General features: G+C 64.5%; 16 protein-coding genes and 1 pseudogene. 7 read left to right on the forward strand and 10 right to left on the reverse strand.

Going from position 1 to position 17,997, the window contains the following annotated elements:
- The 3 genes and pseudogenes from ACN0X6_RS22770 to ACN0X6_RS22780 all read right to left on the reverse strand — a co-directional run.
- Window positions 1–128 (reverse strand): annotated as a pseudogene (locus ACN0X6_RS22770) (C4-dicarboxylate ABC transporter); the annotation flags it as partial.
- Window positions 129–279: 151 nt separating this feature from the next.
- The gene (locus tag ACN0X6_RS22775) at window positions 280–1,284 is read right to left on the reverse strand and encodes a TRAP transporter substrate-binding protein (protein WP_417707438.1); all 1,005 of its coding nucleotides are present in this window, start codon (window positions 1,282–1,284) and stop codon (window positions 280–282) included.
- 118 nt (window positions 1,285–1,402) lie between these two features.
- Window positions 1,403–2,323: a LysR family transcriptional regulator gene (locus ACN0X6_RS22780; RefSeq protein ID WP_417707440.1), complete on the reverse strand. Its 921-nt coding sequence runs from the start codon at window positions 2,321–2,323 to the stop codon at window positions 1,403–1,405.
- A gap of 168 nt (window positions 2,324–2,491) precedes the next feature.
- Here ACN0X6_RS22780 and ACN0X6_RS22785 point away from each other — a divergent pair, with 168 nt between their 5' ends.
- Window positions 2,492–3,694 (forward strand): CaiB/BaiF CoA transferase family protein, encoded by a 1,203-nt coding sequence (locus ACN0X6_RS22785; protein ID WP_417707442.1) that lies wholly within the window; start codon window positions 2,492–2,494, stop codon window positions 3,692–3,694.
- Window positions 3,695–3,877: 183 nt separating this feature from the next.
- Window positions 3,878–4,813, forward strand: a complete 936-nt coding sequence (locus ACN0X6_RS22790) for a hydroxymethylglutaryl-CoA lyase (protein ID WP_417707444.1) — start codon at window positions 3,878–3,880, stop codon at window positions 4,811–4,813.
- A gap of 176 nt (window positions 4,814–4,989) precedes the next feature.
- Here ACN0X6_RS22790 and ACN0X6_RS22795 read toward each other — a convergent pair whose 3' ends face one another.
- Window positions 4,990–6,390 (reverse strand): GntP family permease, encoded by a 1,401-nt coding sequence (locus ACN0X6_RS22795; RefSeq protein WP_417707446.1) that lies wholly within the window; start codon window positions 6,388–6,390, stop codon window positions 4,990–4,992.
- 43 nt (window positions 6,391–6,433) lie between these two features.
- Window positions 6,434–7,402 carry a D-erythronate dehydrogenase gene (denD, locus tag ACN0X6_RS22800; RefSeq protein WP_417707448.1) on the reverse strand — a complete coding sequence of 323 codons (969 nt, stop codon included), beginning with the start codon at window positions 7,400–7,402 and terminating at the stop codon, window positions 6,434–6,436.
- A gap of 162 nt (window positions 7,403–7,564) precedes the next feature.
- On the opposite strand from denD, the gene ACN0X6_RS22805 reads away from it, so the two are divergent.
- Genes ACN0X6_RS22805 through otnI form a run of 5 tightly spaced genes read left to right on the forward strand, consistent with a single transcriptional unit; the run spans window position 7,565 to window position 11,925 of the window.
- A complete protein-coding gene (locus tag ACN0X6_RS22805) occupies window positions 7,565–8,278 on the forward strand; it encodes a FadR/GntR family transcriptional regulator (RefSeq protein ID WP_417707450.1) in 714 nt (237 codons plus the stop codon).
- Window positions 8,279–8,306: 28 nt separating this feature from the next.
- Window positions 8,307–9,215, forward strand: a complete 909-nt coding sequence (gene ltnD / locus ACN0X6_RS22810; protein WP_417707451.1) for an L-threonate dehydrogenase — start codon at window positions 8,307–8,309, stop codon at window positions 9,213–9,215.
- A 2-nt stretch (window positions 9,216–9,217) separates the two neighbouring features.
- On the forward strand, window positions 9,218–10,495 hold the full coding sequence (gene otnK, locus ACN0X6_RS22815; RefSeq protein WP_417707453.1) for a 3-oxo-tetronate kinase: 1,278 nt from the start codon (window positions 9,218–9,220) through the stop codon (window positions 10,493–10,495).
- On the forward strand, window positions 10,492–11,133 hold the full coding sequence (gene otnC, locus ACN0X6_RS22820; RefSeq protein WP_417707454.1) for a 3-oxo-tetronate 4-phosphate decarboxylase: 642 nt from the start codon (window positions 10,492–10,494) through the stop codon (window positions 11,131–11,133). Before otnK ends, otnC begins: the two co-directional genes overlap by 4 nt.
- 9 nt (window positions 11,134–11,142) lie before the next feature.
- Window positions 11,143–11,925, forward strand: coding sequence for a 2-oxo-tetronate isomerase (gene otnI, locus ACN0X6_RS22825; protein WP_417707456.1), 783 nt, complete (start codon window positions 11,143–11,145; stop codon window positions 11,923–11,925).
- A 57-nt stretch (window positions 11,926–11,982) separates the two neighbouring features.
- Here otnI and ACN0X6_RS22830 read toward each other — a convergent pair whose 3' ends face one another.
- From ACN0X6_RS22830 to ACN0X6_RS22850, 5 genes are all read right to left on the reverse strand, one after another.
- Window positions 11,983–12,978, reverse strand: a complete 996-nt coding sequence (locus tag ACN0X6_RS22830; protein WP_417707458.1) for a TRAP transporter substrate-binding protein — start codon at window positions 12,976–12,978, stop codon at window positions 11,983–11,985.
- A 130-nt stretch (window positions 12,979–13,108) separates the two neighbouring features.
- The gene (locus ACN0X6_RS22835; protein ID WP_417707460.1) at window positions 13,109–13,930 is read right to left on the reverse strand and encodes an HpcH/HpaI aldolase/citrate lyase family protein; all 822 of its coding nucleotides are present in this window, start codon (window positions 13,928–13,930) and stop codon (window positions 13,109–13,111) included.
- Window positions 13,931–14,105: 175 nt separating this feature from the next.
- The gene (locus ACN0X6_RS22840) at window positions 14,106–15,308 is read right to left on the reverse strand and encodes a CaiB/BaiF CoA transferase family protein (protein ID WP_417707461.1); all 1,203 of its coding nucleotides are present in this window, start codon (window positions 15,306–15,308) and stop codon (window positions 14,106–14,108) included.
- Between the two features lie 66 nt (window positions 15,309–15,374).
- Window positions 15,375–16,727, reverse strand: coding sequence for an MmgE/PrpD family protein (locus ACN0X6_RS22845; protein ID WP_417707463.1), 1,353 nt, complete (start codon window positions 16,725–16,727; stop codon window positions 15,375–15,377).
- 90 nt (window positions 16,728–16,817) lie between these two features.
- On the reverse strand, window positions 16,818–17,981 hold the full coding sequence (locus ACN0X6_RS22850) for an acyl-CoA dehydrogenase family protein (RefSeq protein WP_417707464.1): 1,164 nt from the start codon (window positions 17,979–17,981) through the stop codon (window positions 16,818–16,820).
- Window positions 17,982–17,997: the final 16 nt, after the last annotated feature.

Consider the following 17,997-nt stretch of genomic DNA (forward strand, 5'->3'; position numbering starts at 1 on the left):
AGCCAATAGAACAGGGTGTAGAAATTGTTGAGGATCACGTAGACGAAAGTGATCAGCGTCATGGCCGCCAGGAGGAAAGCGATGAAGCCTTCCTCGAAGTGCTCCCAGACGCGCCGCAAGGCGTTCATGGCATCTCCGCGAGGTTCTTGTGATTGTCAGGAGTTGGGCGAATCTAACCGAGCAAGGACCGGCGCGATATTCGTCATTGGCAAACGCCGTCTTAGGCGACGGCGAATGAAAGACCGCCCCGGGTGCGTGGGCCCGGGACGGCCGTGGGGCTCAAGGCTGGTTGGCGGCTTGCGCGGCTTCGATCACATCACTGCCGATCTCGGCCTCGAACTTCTTCCACGCCGGACGCACGGCGTCACGCCAGGCGGCACGCTGCTCGGGCGTCAGGGTGATGATTTCGCTCTTGCCGGTGGCGACGATGGCCTGGCGCGCCTGGGTATTCAGTGCCTCGGCCTGCTTGTTCACCTCGCGGGTCACCTCGTCGACGATCTGTTCCAGCTCGCTGCGGATATCCGCCGGCAGGCCGTTCCAGAACTGGGTGTTGGTGATCAGCAGGTAGTTGCCGATGGCATGGTTGGACTCGGTCATGTACTTCTGCACCTCGAAGTACTTCTGCGAGTAGATGTTCGACCAGGGGTTGTCCTGGGCGTTGACCACGCCGGTCTGCAGGCCCTGGTAGATCTCGGCGAAGGCCATCTTGCGCGGCACCGCGCGCAGGGCGCTGTACTGCGCGGCCTGCAGGTCGGACGGTTGCACGCGGAATTTCTGCCCACGGGCATCGGCCGGCTCCACCAGCGGCTTGTTGGCGGTGAGCTGACGCATGCCGTTGAGCCAGTAGGCCAGGCCGGTGATGCCCTTGCTCTCCATCGACTTGAGCAGCGCCTTGCCCTTGCTTGAGGACTGGAAGCGCTGCGCGGCGGCGACGTCATCGAACAGGAACATCATGTCGAACAGCTGCAGCTGCTTGGTGTACTGCTCCAGCTTGGACGGTGCCGGCGCCAGCATCTGCACTTCGTTGAGCAGCAGGGCTTCCATTTCCTTGCCATCGCCATACAGCGAGGAGTTGGCATAGACGTCGACCTTGACCTTGCCGGCCAGGCGCTCCTCCACCAGCTTCTTGAACAGCAGCGCGCCCTGGCCCTTCGGCGTACTGTCGGCGGTGATATGGGAAAACTTGATCAAGATCGGATCGGCTGCGTGTGCCGAGAGTGCGCCAAGCAGTGCGCAACCGGCGAGCACGCCGGCCAGGCCACGACGGACGAAAGAAAACTTCATGGAAGGCTCCTGTTGTTTTTGTCTGAGCGTCGAGGGAGAAACCCCTTCGATTGGCCCGGACTCTACTGCGCCCTTCCACAAGCTGAAATTCACATTTGGACAACCGAGCCTTCGGCATTCACGAAGGCAGCGCAGAACCCTCCCCTGCCGCGCCACTGTTTCTCAGGTGATCGAGCATCTGCTTCGCGGTCAGCGAAAGGTTGTCCTGATTGCGCACCGCCACCTTGAGCTCACGCCGGGCCCAGGGATCGTGCAGCGGGATGACCCGCACATCCAGCGCCGGCAGATAGGTGCGCACCGCCAGGTCCGGCAACACACCAACGCCCATGCCGGTGTGGATCATCCGGCAGATGGCTTCGAAGCTGCGCACCTGGATGCGCAGGCGCAGGGCCACCCCCTGGCTGTGCGCCGAGTGCTGCAGCAGGCCGTGCAAGGACGCGTCCTGCTGCAGGCCAATGAAGTCGTGGCCCACCGCCTCGCGCAGGAACAGGCCATCGCGTTCGGCCAGCGGATGCTCACGCGGAGTGACCAGCACCAGTTGATCGTGGCGGTAGGTGAACACCTGCAGGTCCTCGGCCGGCACGTGGCCGGCGAAGATGCCGATATCGGTCAGCCCCTCGCGCACGGCGCGAATGGTCTCGCTGCTGACGCGCTCCTCCAGGTCGATCTTCACCTGCGGGTGCAGGCGGCTGAAGCTGGCCAGATCCTCGGGCAGAAACTCGATCACCGCCGAGGTGTTGGCGTGGATGCGCACATGGCCCTTGACCCCTTCGCTGAATTCGCTGAGGTCGGCATTGAGCTGTTCGAGGTTGTCCATCATGTTGCGCGCGTGGTGCAGCAGCGCGTGACCGGCCGGGGTCAGCTCGACGCCCTTGGGCTGGCGATAGAGCAGCGCGATGCCGAGCTGGTTTTCCAGGTCGCTGACGCGCTTGCTCACCGCCGCCAGGGCCAGGTGCTCGCGCTCGGCGGCGCGGGTCAGGCTGCGCTCGTCGGCAATGGCCACGAACAGCTTGAGGGTGACGAAATCGATGCGGCGCATGAGGGTCTCCATTTCGTGCCTGGCGAAGTGAAGCAGCCAGACACCTGATTTACAGCATGCCACTTCGCGATACGCGAAGCCTAGCTTGGCCATTGGGTAATTGTCGGCATCGCTGCGCTGCGCCATTCTGCGCACCACGAGAAACGCACAGGCAAATCAGGTGCAGCCATGACTCAGAGCAACACCAGCAACATGGCCCTGCAGGGGCTCAAGGTGATCGAGATGGGTCAGCTCATCGCCGGTCCCTTCGCCAGCAAGCTGCTCGGCGAATTCGGCGCCGAGGTGATCAAGATCGAGCCGCCGGGCGTCGGCGATCCGCTGCGCAAATGGCGCAAGATCAAGGACGGCACCTCGCTCTGGTGGCACGTGCAGTCGCGCAACAAGCGCTCGCTGACCCTCGACCTGAAGCAGGCCGAAGCGCAGGACATCGTGCGTAGGCTGGTATCCGAGGCCGACGTGCTGGTGGAGAATTTCCGCCCCGGCACGCTGGAAGGCTGGGGCCTGAGCTACGCAGCACTGAAGGCGATCAACCCGCGCCTGATCATGCTGCGCATTTCCGGCTACGGGCAGACCGGCCCCTACCGCGACTTGCCCGGTTTCGGCGTGATCGGCGAAGCCATGGGCGGCCTGCGCCACCTCTCTGGCTACCCCGGCCAGGCGCCGGTGCGCGTCGGCATCAGCATCGGTGACTCGCTGTCATCGCTGTACGGCGTGATCGGCGTACTGCTGGCCCTGCAGGAGCGTGCGCGCAGCGGCGAAGGCCAGGAAATCGACGTGGCGCTGTACGAGTCGGTGTTCGCCATGATGGAAAGCCTGATCCCCGAATACGACGCCTTCGGCTACGTCCGCGAGCCGGCCGGCAGCGCCCTGCCCGGCATCACGCCGTCCAACTCCTACCCCTGCAACGACGGCAGCTACGTGCTGATCGCCGGCAATGGCGACAGCATCTACAAGCGCCTGATGAGCCTGATCGGCCGCGACGACCTGGGCAATGACCCGCGCCTGGCGCAGAACGACGGGCGCAGCCAGCACGCCGAGCTGATCGACGCTGCCATCGCCGAATGGACCGCGCAGCGCGGCCGCGATGAAGTGATCGAGGCCCTCAAGGGCGCCCGCGTACCGGCCGGCTATCCCTACACCGCCGCCGACATCGTGCAGGACCCGCACTACCTGGCGCGGCAGATGATCGAGCAGGTGCAGACCAGTGTCGGTCCGCTCAAGGTACCGGGCGTGCTGCCCAAGCTGAGCCGTACACCGGGCCGTATCGGCACCGGCGGCCCGCAGTTGGGCGAGCACAACGACGACATCCTCGCCGGCCTAGGCCTGAGCGCGGAACAGGTCGCCGGCCTGCGCGAGCGCGGCATCATCTAGCCAGATGGCTGCAGATAGTTCCCACGCAGAGCGTGAGGAACGATTAGATGGCTCCCACGCTCTGCGTGGGAGTTCAGCTCAGTTCGTAGGGTGGACAACGCGAAGCTTGTCCACCAAGACAGCAACGCAGCTCAAGCCGGTGCGCACAGCGCACCCTACGCCGCGAACAATCAGGATCACGCCATGAACAAACGCCTCTACATCCAGGACGTCGCCACCCGCGACGGCTTCCAGATCGAAGCTTCCTTCGTGCCCAGCGCAGACAAGATCGCCCTGATCGACCGCCTGTCCCACACCGGCCTGGCCAAGATCGAGGTGACCTCCTTCACCTCGCCCAAGGCCATCCCCAACCTGCGCGATGCCGAAGAGGTGATGCGCGGCATCCAGCGCGTGGCCGGCGTCGAGTACACCGTGCTGGTACCCAACGTGAAGGGCTGCGAACGCGCGCTGTCGTGCGAGGTGGACGAGATCAACCTGGTGATGTCCGCCAGCGACACCCACGGCCTGGCCAACCTGCGCATGACGCCGGAGCAGTCGCTGGCGCAGTTCGCCGAGATCATCGAGGTCAGCCGTGGCAGCGGCGTGTTCATCAACGCCTCGCTGTCGACCACCTTCGGCTGCCCGTTCGAGGGCGAGGTCAGCGAGGCCCGCGTCTACCAACTGATCCAGCGTCTGCTGGAGATCGGCGTACAGGGCGTGACCCTGTGCGACACCACCGGCATGGCCGATCCGGCGCAGGTCGAGCGCATCTGCCGCGAAGCGTTGCAGCGCTGGCCCGAGGCGGTATTCACCGCGCATTTCCACAACACCCGTGGCATGGGCCTGGCCAACGCCCTGGCGGCGCTGAATGCCGGCATCGACCGCTTCGACGCCTCGCTCGGCGGCCTCGGCGGCTGCCCCTATGCACCGGGCGCCAGCGGCAATATCTGCACCGAGGATCTGGTGCACATGTTCCAGCGCATGGGCCTGGACACCGGCGTCAACCTCGATGCCCTGCTCGAAGCAGCCGCCACCCTGCCCGGCCTGATCGGCCACGAGGTGCCAGGCGCCATCCTCAAGGCGGGCAAAGCGGATCGCCGCTATCCCAAGCCGAAGTGGATGCAGGAAGCGGGGCTGTAAGGCCTGGTGCCGGCGATGGCGTGATTGGCGCGTACGGCGCACCCTAGGTAACGGGCGGCAATCGCCTGACCCAAAAGGCTAGGCCCTTCCGAACTTGTGGGAGGGGCTTTAGCCGCGACGACCTTATCAGCAGCAACTCAGCCAACCGCTGGCCAGCCTGTGTTCGACACAGGCCTTCAACCCAGCAAGGCGTTGAACAGCAGCAAGGTGACCAGTGAAGTGAACCAGCACAGCGTCGTAGGCACCGACCACGTGAGGATCTGGTGTTTGGCCTGGCTTACGCCGAGCATCCGATTGACCACCCAGAAGAAGCTGTCATTGAAGTAGCCGAAGACCATTGAGCCGATAGCGGCCGCCAGAGCAGCGAACACCATGTTCACACCGGCAATGGTCGACAGGATCGGCATGGATATCGAGGCGGCGGTGATCATCGCCACCGTGCCGCTGCCCTGGATCAGGCGCACCAGCGTGGCGATCACAAAGGGAATCAGCACCGCCGGCATTGGCAGCGAGGCCACCAATTCCCCCATGTACTGCCCGCCACCGCTCTCGCGCAGCACCGCACCCAAGGCGCCGCCCGCACCGGTAACGAGCAGGATGATGCCGGCGCTCTCGACCCCCTTCTCCATTTCTCCAATCAGTTGCTCGCGCGGCATGCGCGGCACCAACCCATAGACGGCGGCCACAACGCCCAGACCTACAGCGATCACCGGATTACCGAGAAAGGTGAGTACCTGACCCGGCAGGCTTTGGGCAATCGCCCCGTCGCCGTAGCGGGCCAGTACGCCAGTCAGCGTGTTGGCGAAGATCAGCACGATCGGCAACACGATCGGCAGGACCGACAGCCACAGCGGTGGCAACTCGGTATCTCGCTCGCGGGCGCGACTCATCAAGGCCTCGTAGGTCTCGTGCGGGTCGACCTCGGAGTCATGCTGCATCATGCCCTCGATGCGTGGACCCATGACCCTGGCATAGGTGATCAGGACGAACAGCGACGGCACTGTGAAGACCGTGCCCCAGAACATCATCAGCCCGATGTCCACCCCGAAGATGCCGGCGATCCCCAATGGTCCCGGCGTCGGTGGAATGGCGTGGTGACTGAGCATCAGCCCGCCAGCCAGGGCGATGCCCAGCGTCAGCACGGACTTGCCGGAGTTGCGCGCCAGTGCACGTGCCAGAGGAGTGAGGATGACGAAGGCGGAATCGCAGAACACAGGTATCGAAACGATGTAGCCGGTAATCGCCATGGCCCACTCTTCACGCTTGGCGCCCAGCCAGGCAATGATGCTGTAGGCCATTCGCTCACCGGCACCGGACACTTCCAGCAAACGCCCCATCATCACGCCGAAGCCGATAACCAGGCCGATGGTGGAGAGGGTTGAACCAAAGCCGCTGGTGATGGTTTTCACCAGTGCATCAGGGGCCATGCCCCCTACCAGGCCAGCGATGGATGCAGCGATGACCAACGCCAGCAGCGCATGGATGCGGGTGCGTAGCACCAGGATGATCAGCACCACGATGGCCAGCACCAGGCCCACCATCAGTTGTGGCCCGGAGACCGCGATTGTGTCTGTCATGAAGGAACCCTCTTATTCTTGTTTGAATGGGTGACGCGGGCTGCTACCGGGCGGCATTCACCTCCAGGTAACGTTGATGGGCGGCGACCACGGCGTCGAAATCGACATCACCCTGGAAGCCCAAGGCAATCGCCCGATGCAGATCGAAGTCGCTTGGCCAACTGCAGACGATGGCGGCAACGCGCGGATCATGCTGATGCGTGACCAGTCCACGCGCCTGCTCACCGGCGAGGCGCTCGAGGCTGTCGAGCATCTGCTCGACAGTGACGCTGATCCCCGGCAGGTTGAGGGTGCGCTGCGCCCCCAGCGCCGCCGCATCCAGGCGTGCGGCATGCAATAGATTGGCAATCACCCGCTCCGGCGAAGACAGCCACAGACGAGTATCCAGCGGAACCGGGCAGTTGCTCGGCAACCCCATCAGGGGCTCGCGAATGATGCCGCTGGCAAAGGATGATGCCGCCGCATTGGGCGCGCCAGGACGTACGGAAATGGTCGGCAGGCGGCAGATACGCCCATCGATGAAGCCCTTGCGCGAATACTCTGCGACCAGCAGCTCGCCAATGGCTTTCTGGGCACCATAGGACGATTGCGGCATCGTCGCCTGAGCATCGCCCACCCGCTCCGGCAGGTCGCCACCGAACACCGCCAGGGAGCTCGCGAACAGCAGCCTCGGCGCCCGAGCACGATGCCGACAGACCTCCAGCAAGGCCCGAGTGGCATCCAAGTTGACGCGCATGCCCAGGTCGAAATCCGCCTCGGCCTGCCCACTGACCACCGCAGCCAGATGGAACACCAGGGTAGTCTCGGTATCGATCAGCTCTTCCAGCAATGCGCTGTCGGCAACATCACCGGCCTGTGACAACAGCCGCGGATCTGCCAGCGGACAGGCCACCCGATCCAGGGAAACGACACGAGCATGGGCCGGCAGCAGGTCGCTGGCGGCCGATTGCAGGAGTGCGTGAATGAGACGTTGGCCGAGAAAACCGGCTCCGCCCGTGACGACGATGTTCATGTGCCTACCCCCTTTCTGGACGATGTGATGTCGACACCGAGGTTCTTGCGGGAAGAAAGCGCTTCACGAAAATTTGTCATGTTGTATGATGAATTTATTGTCAGCGCAAGCTGAAACGGGAAATGGGAAACTGCCCTTCCCCCCTCTTTGCGGAGAAAAGCCTTGCAACCACTGAGCGAATCCACGCCGAAACTCGCCGAGCGCGTTGCTCGGGGCCTGGCGCAATCCATCCAGAACGGCAGCTTGGCGGCGGGCAGTCGTCTACCCACCGAACAGAGCCTGTGCAGTCAGTACGGAGTCAGCCGTACGGTCGTGCGTGAGGCCATCTCCATGCTCAAGCGCGAAGAGCTGGTGGCTTCACGTCAGGGCAGTGGCACCTACGTCACCCCGAACCCGACCATTGCACTGCGCCTCAATACGCCTCAGGCCAACACCCAGTCAGTCAGCGAAATTCTCGAGATCAGGAGTGCGCTGGAGATCAAGGCCGCCGAACTGGCGGCCAAGCGTGGCGACAAGGCCGCCATCCGAGCGATACGCAACGCGCTGGAAGAACTGGAGGACGCTGTCGAACGCGGCGAGGACGGCGTACGTGAAGACCTCGCCTTTCACCGAACCATCGTCGTCGCCACGGGCAACGAGCATTTCGTCGCCACTGTCGACTTCCTGCACCAGTTGCTCTACCGGGCCATCAGCGTCACCCGGCGCAACGAGGCCAAGCATCCGCCCTATATGCGCCAGGTGGACGCTGAACACCGCGCCATCCTGCAGGCGATCAGTTCGGGGGATCCGCAGGCCGCCGGCCTCGCTACCAGCCGCCATCTGATCAATGCAGAACAGCGCCTGCGGGGCGCTAAGGCGCTGCTTGACGACAGCTGATTCTTTACAACAACAAGAGGTATCTCAGATGAATAGCGCTCAGCCTTGCTGCGGAGTCATCGGCCTTGGTTCAATGGGCCTTGGCATGGCCTGTTCACTCTTGCGGGCCGGCCTGCCTGTCTGGGGGCATGACGTTGACGAAGACGTCACTGCGCAGTTCGCCGAGCAAACAGGCCAGCCGCTGCGGCCCCTCGCCGAACAAGCCGCACGCAGCGACCTGCTGTTCATCGTGGTGGTCAACGCGGATCAGGCCTGCCAGGTTCTGTTCGGTGAACAGGGCATCGGCAAGCACCTTCGCCCGGGTAGCGTCGTGCTGCTGTGTGCCACGGTTGCCGCCAGCAGGGCCAGGGAAATCGCTGTGAATCTCGCCCTGCACGATGTCGAAATGCTCGACGCTCCCATTTCCGGGGGAGCCCAGCGCGCCGCCATGGGTGAGCTGACCATCATGGCCTCCGGTCCCGACAGTGCCTTTGCCGCTGCCGAAGCGGGCCTCGATGCCGTTGCGGCAACGGTCTACCGACTGGGCGATCAGGCAGGCCAGGGCTCGCAGATCAAACTGATCAATCAATTGCTTGCCGGGGTACACATCGCCGCCGCAGCGGAGGCAATGGCTTACGGCATACGCCAGGGCTGCGATCCGCATGCCCTGTTCGAGGTCATCAGCCACAGCGCCGGCAACTCCTGGATGTTCGAGAACCGGGTACCGCACCTGCTGGCCGGTGACTACAGCCCACGCTCGGCGGTGGACATTTTCGTCAAGGATCTGGGGCTGGTGCTCGACAGCGCCCAACAGGACGTATTTCCGCTGCCCCTCACCGCCACCGCGCACCAGATGTTCAAGCAGGCCAGTGCCTCTGGCTTTGGCCGCCAGGACGACATCGCCGTCGCCAAGATTTTCCCGGGCATCGACTTGCCCAGCCACCGTGCGGAGGTCTGAGCATGGCACTGCTAGGCTGCATCGCCGACGACTTCACCGGCGCGACCGACCTCGCCAGCATGCTGGTACGTGGCGGCATGAAGACCATTCAGACCATTGGCGTTCCCACGCAGGCGTTGCCGCTCGGCGATGTCCAGGCCCTGGTGATCGCCCTCAAGTCACGCACCCTGCCGTCCCGGGAGGCCGTACAACAGTCGCTGCAAGCGCTGGAATGGCTGCGCGGGCAGGGCTGCGAGCAGTTCTACTTCAAGTACTGCTCGACCTTCGATTCCACCGCGCAGGGCAATATCGGTCCGGTCACCGACGCCCTGCTGGAAGCGCTCGATAGCCGTTTTACCATCGCCTGCCCGGCCTTTCCCGAGAATCGCCGCTGCGTGTTCAACGGCTACCTGTTCGCCAACGACGTGCCGCTGAACGAAAGCGGCATGCAGGATCACCCCCTGACCCCGATGAAAGACGCCAATCTGGTGCGTGTACTGCAGGTGCAAACCCGGCACACCGTTGGTCTGCTGGACTACCGCGCCTTGCATGGCGGTGTGGAACAGGCGCAGGCACACCTGGAAGACCTTCAGCGTCAGGGAGTCGGCATCGCCATCTGCGACACCCTTGATGATCAGGACCTTCTGACGCTCGGCACCCTCTGTTCGCAGCTGCCGCTGGTAACCGCCGGTTCTGGCCTGGCCAAAGGCCTGGCGGCCGCCTGGCAGGCTTCGGGACGTCTGAGCCGCTCAACCGATGCCACCGCACTGCGTCCTGCCCAAGGCCGGCGCGTCATCATCTCCGGCAGTTGCTCCAGGGCAACCCTGATCCAGCTGGAGCACGCCAAGGCCCGCTACCCGGCCCTGCACCTCGATGCCGAAGCGCTGATGCGGCGCGGCGAGGTCGTCGTGGAAGAGGCGCTTGACTGGTGCAGGCAACAGAACCTCGACACCACGCTGCTGATCTATGCCAGCAGCCCGTCGCATCAGCTTCAACGCATCCAGATGCGCTATGGCGCCGAACAGACCGGCGCACGTATCGAGTCGGCGCTGGCCCGAATTGCCCAACAACTGGTGACCACGCAGGGCTTCGGGCAGCTTCTGGTGGCAGGCGGAGAGACCTCTGGCGCCGTGGTAGAGGCACTTCGGATCGAAGGGCTGCACATCGGCCCGAGCATCGACCCCGGCGTCCCTTGGACGCAAGCGCTCGACGAGCGTCAGGCACCTCTGAGCCTTGCCCTCAAGTCGGGCAACTTCGGCAGCGACGATTTCATGATCAAGGCCTGGGAGCTTCTACCATGACCGACGAAAACCGTCTTCGCGAGGACATCGCAAGCATTGGCCGCTCCCTGCACGAACGCGGCCTCAGCCCGGGTTCGTCGGGCAACATCAGCGCACGTCTCGACGACGGCTGGCTGCTGACCCCAACCAATGCCTGCCTGGGTAGCCTCGACCCTGCCGACATCGCCAAGCTGAGCTGGGGCGGCCACCACCTCTCGGGCAAGCCAGCCTCCAAGGAAGCGTTCCTGCACCGCGCCATGTATGACGGCAGCGACGAGTCGCGCGCCATCGTGCATCTGCATTGCGCCCATTCGGCGGCGGTATCCTGCCTGGACTGCCTCGACAGCAGTTCCTGCCTGCCACCGCTGACCCCCTACTTCGTCATGCGCGTGGGACGCCTCCCGCTGATTCCCTACCATCGCCCCGGCGACCCCAAGCTGGGCGACGTCATCAAGGGGCTGGCCGGCAAGCACAGCGCGGTGCTGCTGGCCAACCATGGACCGGTGGTATCGGGCAAGAGCCTGGAGGCTGCGGCCTACGCCATCGAAGAGCTGGAAGAGACGGCCAAGCTCTACCTCCTGCTGCGTCAGCAACCGGTCCGCCTGCTCGACGAGGAGCAGATCGAAGAACTGCGCCAGACCTTCGGCGCCCGCTGGTGAGATCGACTCATGCCCAGATTCGCTGCAAACCTCACCACGCTGTTCACCGACGTACCCTTTCTCGATCGCTTTGCCCGTGCTGCCAAGGCTGGTTTCAAGGGCGTGGAGTGCCTTTTCCCCTACGATTTCCCGGCAGAACGACTGGCCGAGGAATTGCACCGCCACGACCTGACTCAGGTGCTGTTCAACCTACCTTGCGGCGATTTCGCCAATGGCGAACGCGGCATGGCCGCCGTGCCAGGGCGACAGGTCGAGTTTCGCGCCAGTGTGGAGCTGGCCATCGACTATGCCCTGACGCTGGGCTGCAAGCGTCTGCATGCCATGGCCGGGCTACTGGACGATCCGGAGCAACGCCCCGCAGCACTGGACTGCTACCGCGAGAACCTGCGCTATGCCGCAGAAAAGCTGCACGCCCATGAACTGATGCTGCTGGTGGAGCCGATCAACAATCGCAGCATGCCCCACTACATCCTTAACCATCAGGCCGAAGCCCACGCGCTAGTCAGCGAGCTGGGGCTCGCGAACCTCAGAGTGCAGATGGATTTCTTTCACGCGCAGATCATGGAGGGCGATCTGGCCGCGACGTACAGGCGCTACCAGACGACCATCGGCCACGTGCAGATCGCAGGCGTTCCGGATCGCCATGAGCCCAGCAGCGGCGAGGTCAACTATCCGTTTCTGTTCCAGTTGCTCGATGATTGCGGCTATACGGGCTGGGTGGGCTGCGAGTATCAGCCGCGAGGACGCACGGAGGACGGCCTGGGTTGGATGAAGAGCATCGACCAAGGCTGATACCCCATCATGAAAACGCCCGGCACGAGCCGGGCGTTTTCATGTCAGGGTGAACGCTCAACCCTGGTTGGACTGCTCCGCCGCCTGGATCAGCTCGGCGCCGATCTCCTTTTCGAACTTTTGCCACACCGGGCGCATCGCCTCACGCCATTGGGCGCGCTGCTGTGGGGTCAGTTCGATGATTTCGGTGGTGCCGGCCTTGGCAATGTCCTGCTTGGCCGTGCGGTTGAGTGCGTCAGCCTGCTTGTTCACCTCGACGGAGACCTCGGCCATGATGGTTTCCAGCTCGGTACGCACGTCATCCGGCAGGCCCTTCCAGAATTTGGTGTTGGTGATCACCATGTAGTCGATCAGACCATGATCGGACTCGGTCATGTACTTCTGCACCTCGTGCACCTTCTGGCTGTAGTAGTTCGACCAGGTGTTCTCGGTGCCGTTGACCACGCCGGTCTGCAGGCCCTGATAGACCTCGGCGAAGCTCATCTTGCGCGGGTTGGCGCGCACCGCCTTGAACTGCTCCTCCAGCACCGCCGAAGCCTGCACGCGGAACTTCAGGCCACGGGCATCGGCCGGATCGCGCAGCGGCTTGTTGGCCGACATCACCTTCAGGCCGTTGTGCCAGTAGGCCAGGCCGGTGATGTTCTTGTCTTCCATGGAGGTCAGCAGCGCGCGGCCCTCGGGGCTGGCCTGGAAGCGATCGACCGCGGTCATGTCGTCGAACAGAAACGGCAGGTCGAAGATCTGCACCGACTTGGCGTACTGCTCGAACTTGGCCAGCGACGGCGCCAGCATCTGCACCTCGCCAAGCAGCAACGCCTCCATTTCCTTGCCATCGCCGAACAGCGAGGAGTTGGGGTAGACCTCCACCTTCACCCGGCCGGGCAGGCGCTCTTCAGCCAGTTGCTTGAACAGCAACGCCCCCTGGCCCTTGGGCGTATTGTCCGCCACCACATGGGCGAACTTGATGAGGATGGGGTCCTGGGCAGCCTGGACCAGGCCGGCACAGGACAGGATGGCGGCGCAGGCGAGCGCCTTGGCGGTGAGTTTGAACATGACGTTACCTCGTTGTTTTTGTAGGTCGGTACGTGGTTACAAGGTGGCTGACTGCCTCGGTAGTCAGCCGTTTTTTGCAGGAGCCGGCTTGCCGGCGATCTGCTGAGACGCATCGCCCGCCAGCGGGCTCCTACGGTTCTCCTGCGCGCTGCAGCAAGCGACGAGCGCGACCGAGTACGGGGGCGTCGACCATCTGGCCGTCCACCACGAAGACGCCTTCGCCGCTGCTGGCCGCCGTCATTACGCGACGTGCCCAGGCCAATTCCTGGTCCGCCGGGCGCAAGGCGTCGTGGACGATCGCCACCTGGGTCGGGTGGATGCAGAGCAAACCATCGAAGCCCATGTCGCGCGCATCACGCGTCGTGCGGGCCAGGCCGTCGCGGTCCTCGATGGCGGGAAATACGCTGTCCAGCGGTGCTGCCAGGCCCGCTGTGCGCGAATGCAGCAGCAAGGCGTAACGGGCCTGATCGAGAATGCGTTCGGCCGCTGCGCTGCCGCTGCTCAGGCCAAGGTCCAGGCCCAGGTCGAGGGCGCCGAAGGACAGACGCTCGACGCCTTCGCCGTGGGCGATTTGCGCCAGCGCCAGCAACCCCGCCGCGCTCTCGATGATCGGCCACACTGGTTTGCCACAGGCCGCCACGCGCGCCACCTGCGCGGCGCTTTCCACCTTGGGCAGCAGCACACCGACGACACCGGCATGACGGCCACAGAGCTCGATATCGGCGTCGTGCCCGGCATGTTCCGGCGCGTTGATGCGCACCAGCAGCCGTGCTTCGGGATTGGCCGTCAGGAAGGCATCGAGATTGGCCCGCGCCTCGATCTTGAGGCTCTCCTGCACGGCGTCTTCCAGGTCGATGATGACTGCATCGGCACCGACGGCGAGCGCCTTGGGAATACGCTCAGGGCGACTCGCCGGCACGAACAGGGCACTGCGAATGATTGGCTTGCTCATGATCTGTCCTCATCAAACGCGGGCGTTTGCGCTGCGCGGTTGGCAAGCGACTGGTGGACGAAAAAAGCGTCGTCCACCCTACGCAGCGACTTGCGGCGCGTAGCCCGGATGAAATCCGGGAGCGGTCTGATGGCAGCCATGAACTTCCCGGATTGCATCCGGGCTACGGTCGGACTCATACGGCCCCCTGCTGATGCAGGCGCTGGATGTCACCAGCGGCATAACCCAGCTCGGCGAGCAGTGCATCGGTGTGCTGGCCCAGCGCCGGGATGGCATCCATGCGCGGTTCGAAAGCACTGTTGCGCCCCGGCGGCAACAGCGCCGGCAGGCTGCCGCTGGGGCTGCCGACCTGACGCCAGCGCTGCCCCGCTTGAAGTTGCGGATGGGCCCAGACGCCGGCCATGTCGTTGACCTGGGCATTGGCGATCTGCGCCTGCTCCAGGCGCTCGATGACCTGCGCCGCGCTCATGCGCGAGAACGCCTCGACGATGATGGCGCGCAGCTCACCGCGATTGGCCGAGCGCCTGGAGTTGGCGCAAAAGCGCTCGTCGCTGGCCAGCGCCGGCTGTTCCAGCACCTTGTCGCAGAACGCCTGCCACTCACGCTCGTTCTGCAGGCCGAGCATTACCGTGCCGCCGTCGCCGGCCGGGAACGGGCCGTAGGGATAGATGGTCGAGTGTGCGGCGCCGGCACGCGGTGGCGGCGTGGCGCCGTCGTAGGCGTAGTACAGCGGGTAACCCATCCATTCCACCAGGCTTTCCAGCATCGACACGTCGACGCGGCTGCCGACACCGGTCTTGCCACGCAGCATCAGCGCCGAGAGCACGCCGGTGTAGGCATACATGCCGGCGGCGATGTCGGCGATGGAGCAGCCGGCCTTGGCCATCTCCTCCTCGCCCGGCCCGCCGGTAACGGAGAGAAAGCCGCCCTCGCTCTGGATCAGCAGGTCGTAGGCTTTCTTCTGCTCGTACGGGCCGCCCTCGCCGTAGCCGGAGATGTCGCAGACGATCAGCGTGGGAAAGCGTTCGTGCAGCGCCTCGAACGACAGGCCCATGCGCGCGGCGGCACCCGGTGCCAGGTTCTGTACCAGCACGTCGGCACTGGCCAGCAGGCTGCCGAGCACCTGCATCGCATCGTCCTGCTTGAGGTCGAGGGTCAGGCTTTCCTTGGAGCGGTTGGTCCAGACGAAATGCGAGGCCAGGCCGCTGACCCGCTCGTCGTAGCCACGGGCGAAATCGCCACTGCCGGGGCGTTCGACCTTGATCACCCGCGCGCCGAGGTCGGCGAGTTGGCGGGTGCAGAACGGCGCGGCGATGGCGTGCTCCAGGCTGACCACGGTGATGCCATCCAGTGGTCGCGGTTGTTGTGTGTCGTTCATGTGCAGATCCCTGATCCGTAGGGTGGATCGCGCTTCATCGATCCACCGGAAAATCGAAGCTCGCCGTCAGGCCAGCTGGCTCAAGTCAGCCGTCTCGCGCAGGCGCCAGACCCGCTCGATCAGCACACCCGCCTCATCGCTGCTGCGCTTGCCGGCGAAGGCCAGCAGGCGGCGAAACTTGTCTTCCAACTCGACGCGGCTGAGGGTGTTGCCGGGGTCGCCCTTGGGCTCGTCGATGGCGCCACGCAGGGTTCGGCCATCGCTGGTGATCACCTCGATGCGGCCCAGCCAGCGCTGCGGGTAGGCCACATCCACCTCCGGGTCGAGGCGCATCAGCACCTTGTCACGGAAGGCGGCCACCGCTGGGTCCTGCAACGCCAGGTTGGCGAACTCGGTCAGTTGCGCGCTGCCATGCACGGCGATCAGGCCGAGCACGGTGCCCATGGAGAACTTGGCCTGGTGCACCGTCTGCGGCACCTTGACGCGGCCGAGCACATCGATGGCGCCCTGATGCACGCGGGCGATGACGCGCTCGATCTGCGCGTGACGCAGGCCTTCGCGCTGCATCAGATCGAGCAGCGCGTCAGCCGCCGGATGGGTATGACGGCAGGAAGCGTGGAACTTGAACGAGGTCTCCACCAGCGCCCAGCGCCGGCCGAGACGATCCGACAGCTTGCTCGGGTCGGCATCGCGCGACATGCCGGCGGCCATGCCCTGCTCGCCTTCGAGAATGTTCTGCGCGCCGGTCAGGCCCTGCTCGGTGAAGTAGGCCGCCAGCAGGCCATCAGCAGCGGCCTTGGCGGTATGCAGTTGCTTGGAGTCGGCGGCATCGCGCAGGAACTCCCACAGACCGGCGGCCTGGGTTCCGGCATTGCCAAGCAGATGAATGAACTGCTGCTGATCGAAATCCAGCAGCTTGCCCACGGCCACCGCAGCGGCCAGGGTGCCGACCGTGGCCGTGGTGTGAAAGATGCGGTAGTGCGAGCGGCCGAGGAATTCGCCGATGCGGATACCCGCCTCGTAGCCGGCCACCGAGGCCAGCAGCAGCTCGCGACCGGACTTGCCGAGGTCCTGCGCCGCCGCCAGGGCCGCCGGGAACACCACGGTGGCCGGGTGCAGCACCGAGCTGTTGTGCAGGTCGTCCTGCTCCACCAGGTGCGAGGAGGCGCCGTTGACCAGCGCGGCGAAGTACGCCGAGGTGCCGCGACCATTGACCAGGATGCGCGCCGGGCCATCGGCCGGGCCCATCTTCTGCGCGTAGGCCTCGAACAGCGGAATCGGCCGCGCGCCCTCGCTGGCCAGTGCCGAGCCCAGCCAGTCGAGGAACAGGTCTTCGGTGCGATCCAGCACGTGCTCGGGAATCTGCTCGTAGGACAGTTTGGCAAGGAATCCAGCCAATGCCTGGGTGTGCTGACTCATCTTGATGCTCTCCAATTCGTCGGGCGGAAAACCGCGATGCGTCTTCCGTCATGCAGGTGGTACGCGCCCCGATCCACCCTACGTTTACAGTCAGAACGAACGCGGCAGCTCGAGCAGATGCTCGGCCACGTAGCTCAGGATCAGGTTGGTGGAGATCGGCGCCACCTGGTACAGGCGGGTTTCGCGGAACTTGCGCTCGACGTCGTACTCGTTGGCGAAGCCGAAGCCACCGTGGGTCTGCAGGCAGGCGTTGGCCGCCTCCCAGCTGGCCTTGGCCGCCAGATACTTGGCCATGTTGGCGGCAGCCCCGGCATTGCGCCCGGCGTCGTATTCCTCGCAGGCGCGCCAGCGCATCAGGTCGGCGGCCTCGATCTCGATGTGCGCCTCGGCGATGGGGAACTGCACACCCTGGTTCTGCCCGATGGGGCGGCCGAACACCACGCGATCACGGGCGTACTGCGCGGACTTCTCGATGAACCAGCGGCCATCGCCGATGCACTCGGCGGCGATCAGCGTGCGCTCGGCATTGAGGCCGTCGAGGATGTAGCGGAAACCCTTGCCCTCTTCGCCGATCAGACTGCTGGCGGGAATCTCCAGGTTGTCGAAGAACAGCTCGTTGGTCTCGTGGTTGACCATGTTGGCGATCGGCTGCACGGTCAGGCCGTTGCCAATGGCTTCGCGCAGATCGACCAGGAAGATCGACATGCCCTCGGACTTGCGTTGCACCTCGGCCAGCGGCGTGGTGCGCGCCAGCAGGATCATCAGGTCGGAATGCTGGACGCGCGAGATCCACACCTTCTGGCCGTTGATCACGTACTTGTCGCCCTGGCGCACGGCGGTGGTCTTGATCTTGGTGGTGTCGGTGCCGGTGGTCGGCTCGGTGACGCCCATCGACTGCAGGCGCAGCTCACCGCTGGCCAGCTTGGGCAGGTAGTAGCGCTTCTGCTCCTCGCTGCCGTTACGCAGCAGGGTGAACATGTTGTACATCTGCCCGTGGATGGTGCCGGAGTTGCCACCGCAGTGGTTGACCTCCTCGAGGATCACCGACGCCTCGGCCAGGCCCAGGCCCGAGCCGCCGTATTCTTCCGGGATCATCGCCGACAGCCAGCCGGCCTCGGTCATGGCCGTGACGAAGGCTTCCGGGAAGCCCTTCTCCTCATCGATCTTGCGCCAGTATTCGGCGGGAAATTCCGCACAGAGGGCGCGCACGCCTTCGCGTATGGCATTGAGTTCTTCGTTGTTGTAGGCGTTCATCACAGTTCCTCGGTAA

This window comes from Pseudomonas sp. (assembly GCF_048269965.1).
GTDB lineage: Bacteria > Pseudomonadota > Gammaproteobacteria > Pseudomonadales > Pseudomonadaceae > Aquipseudomonas.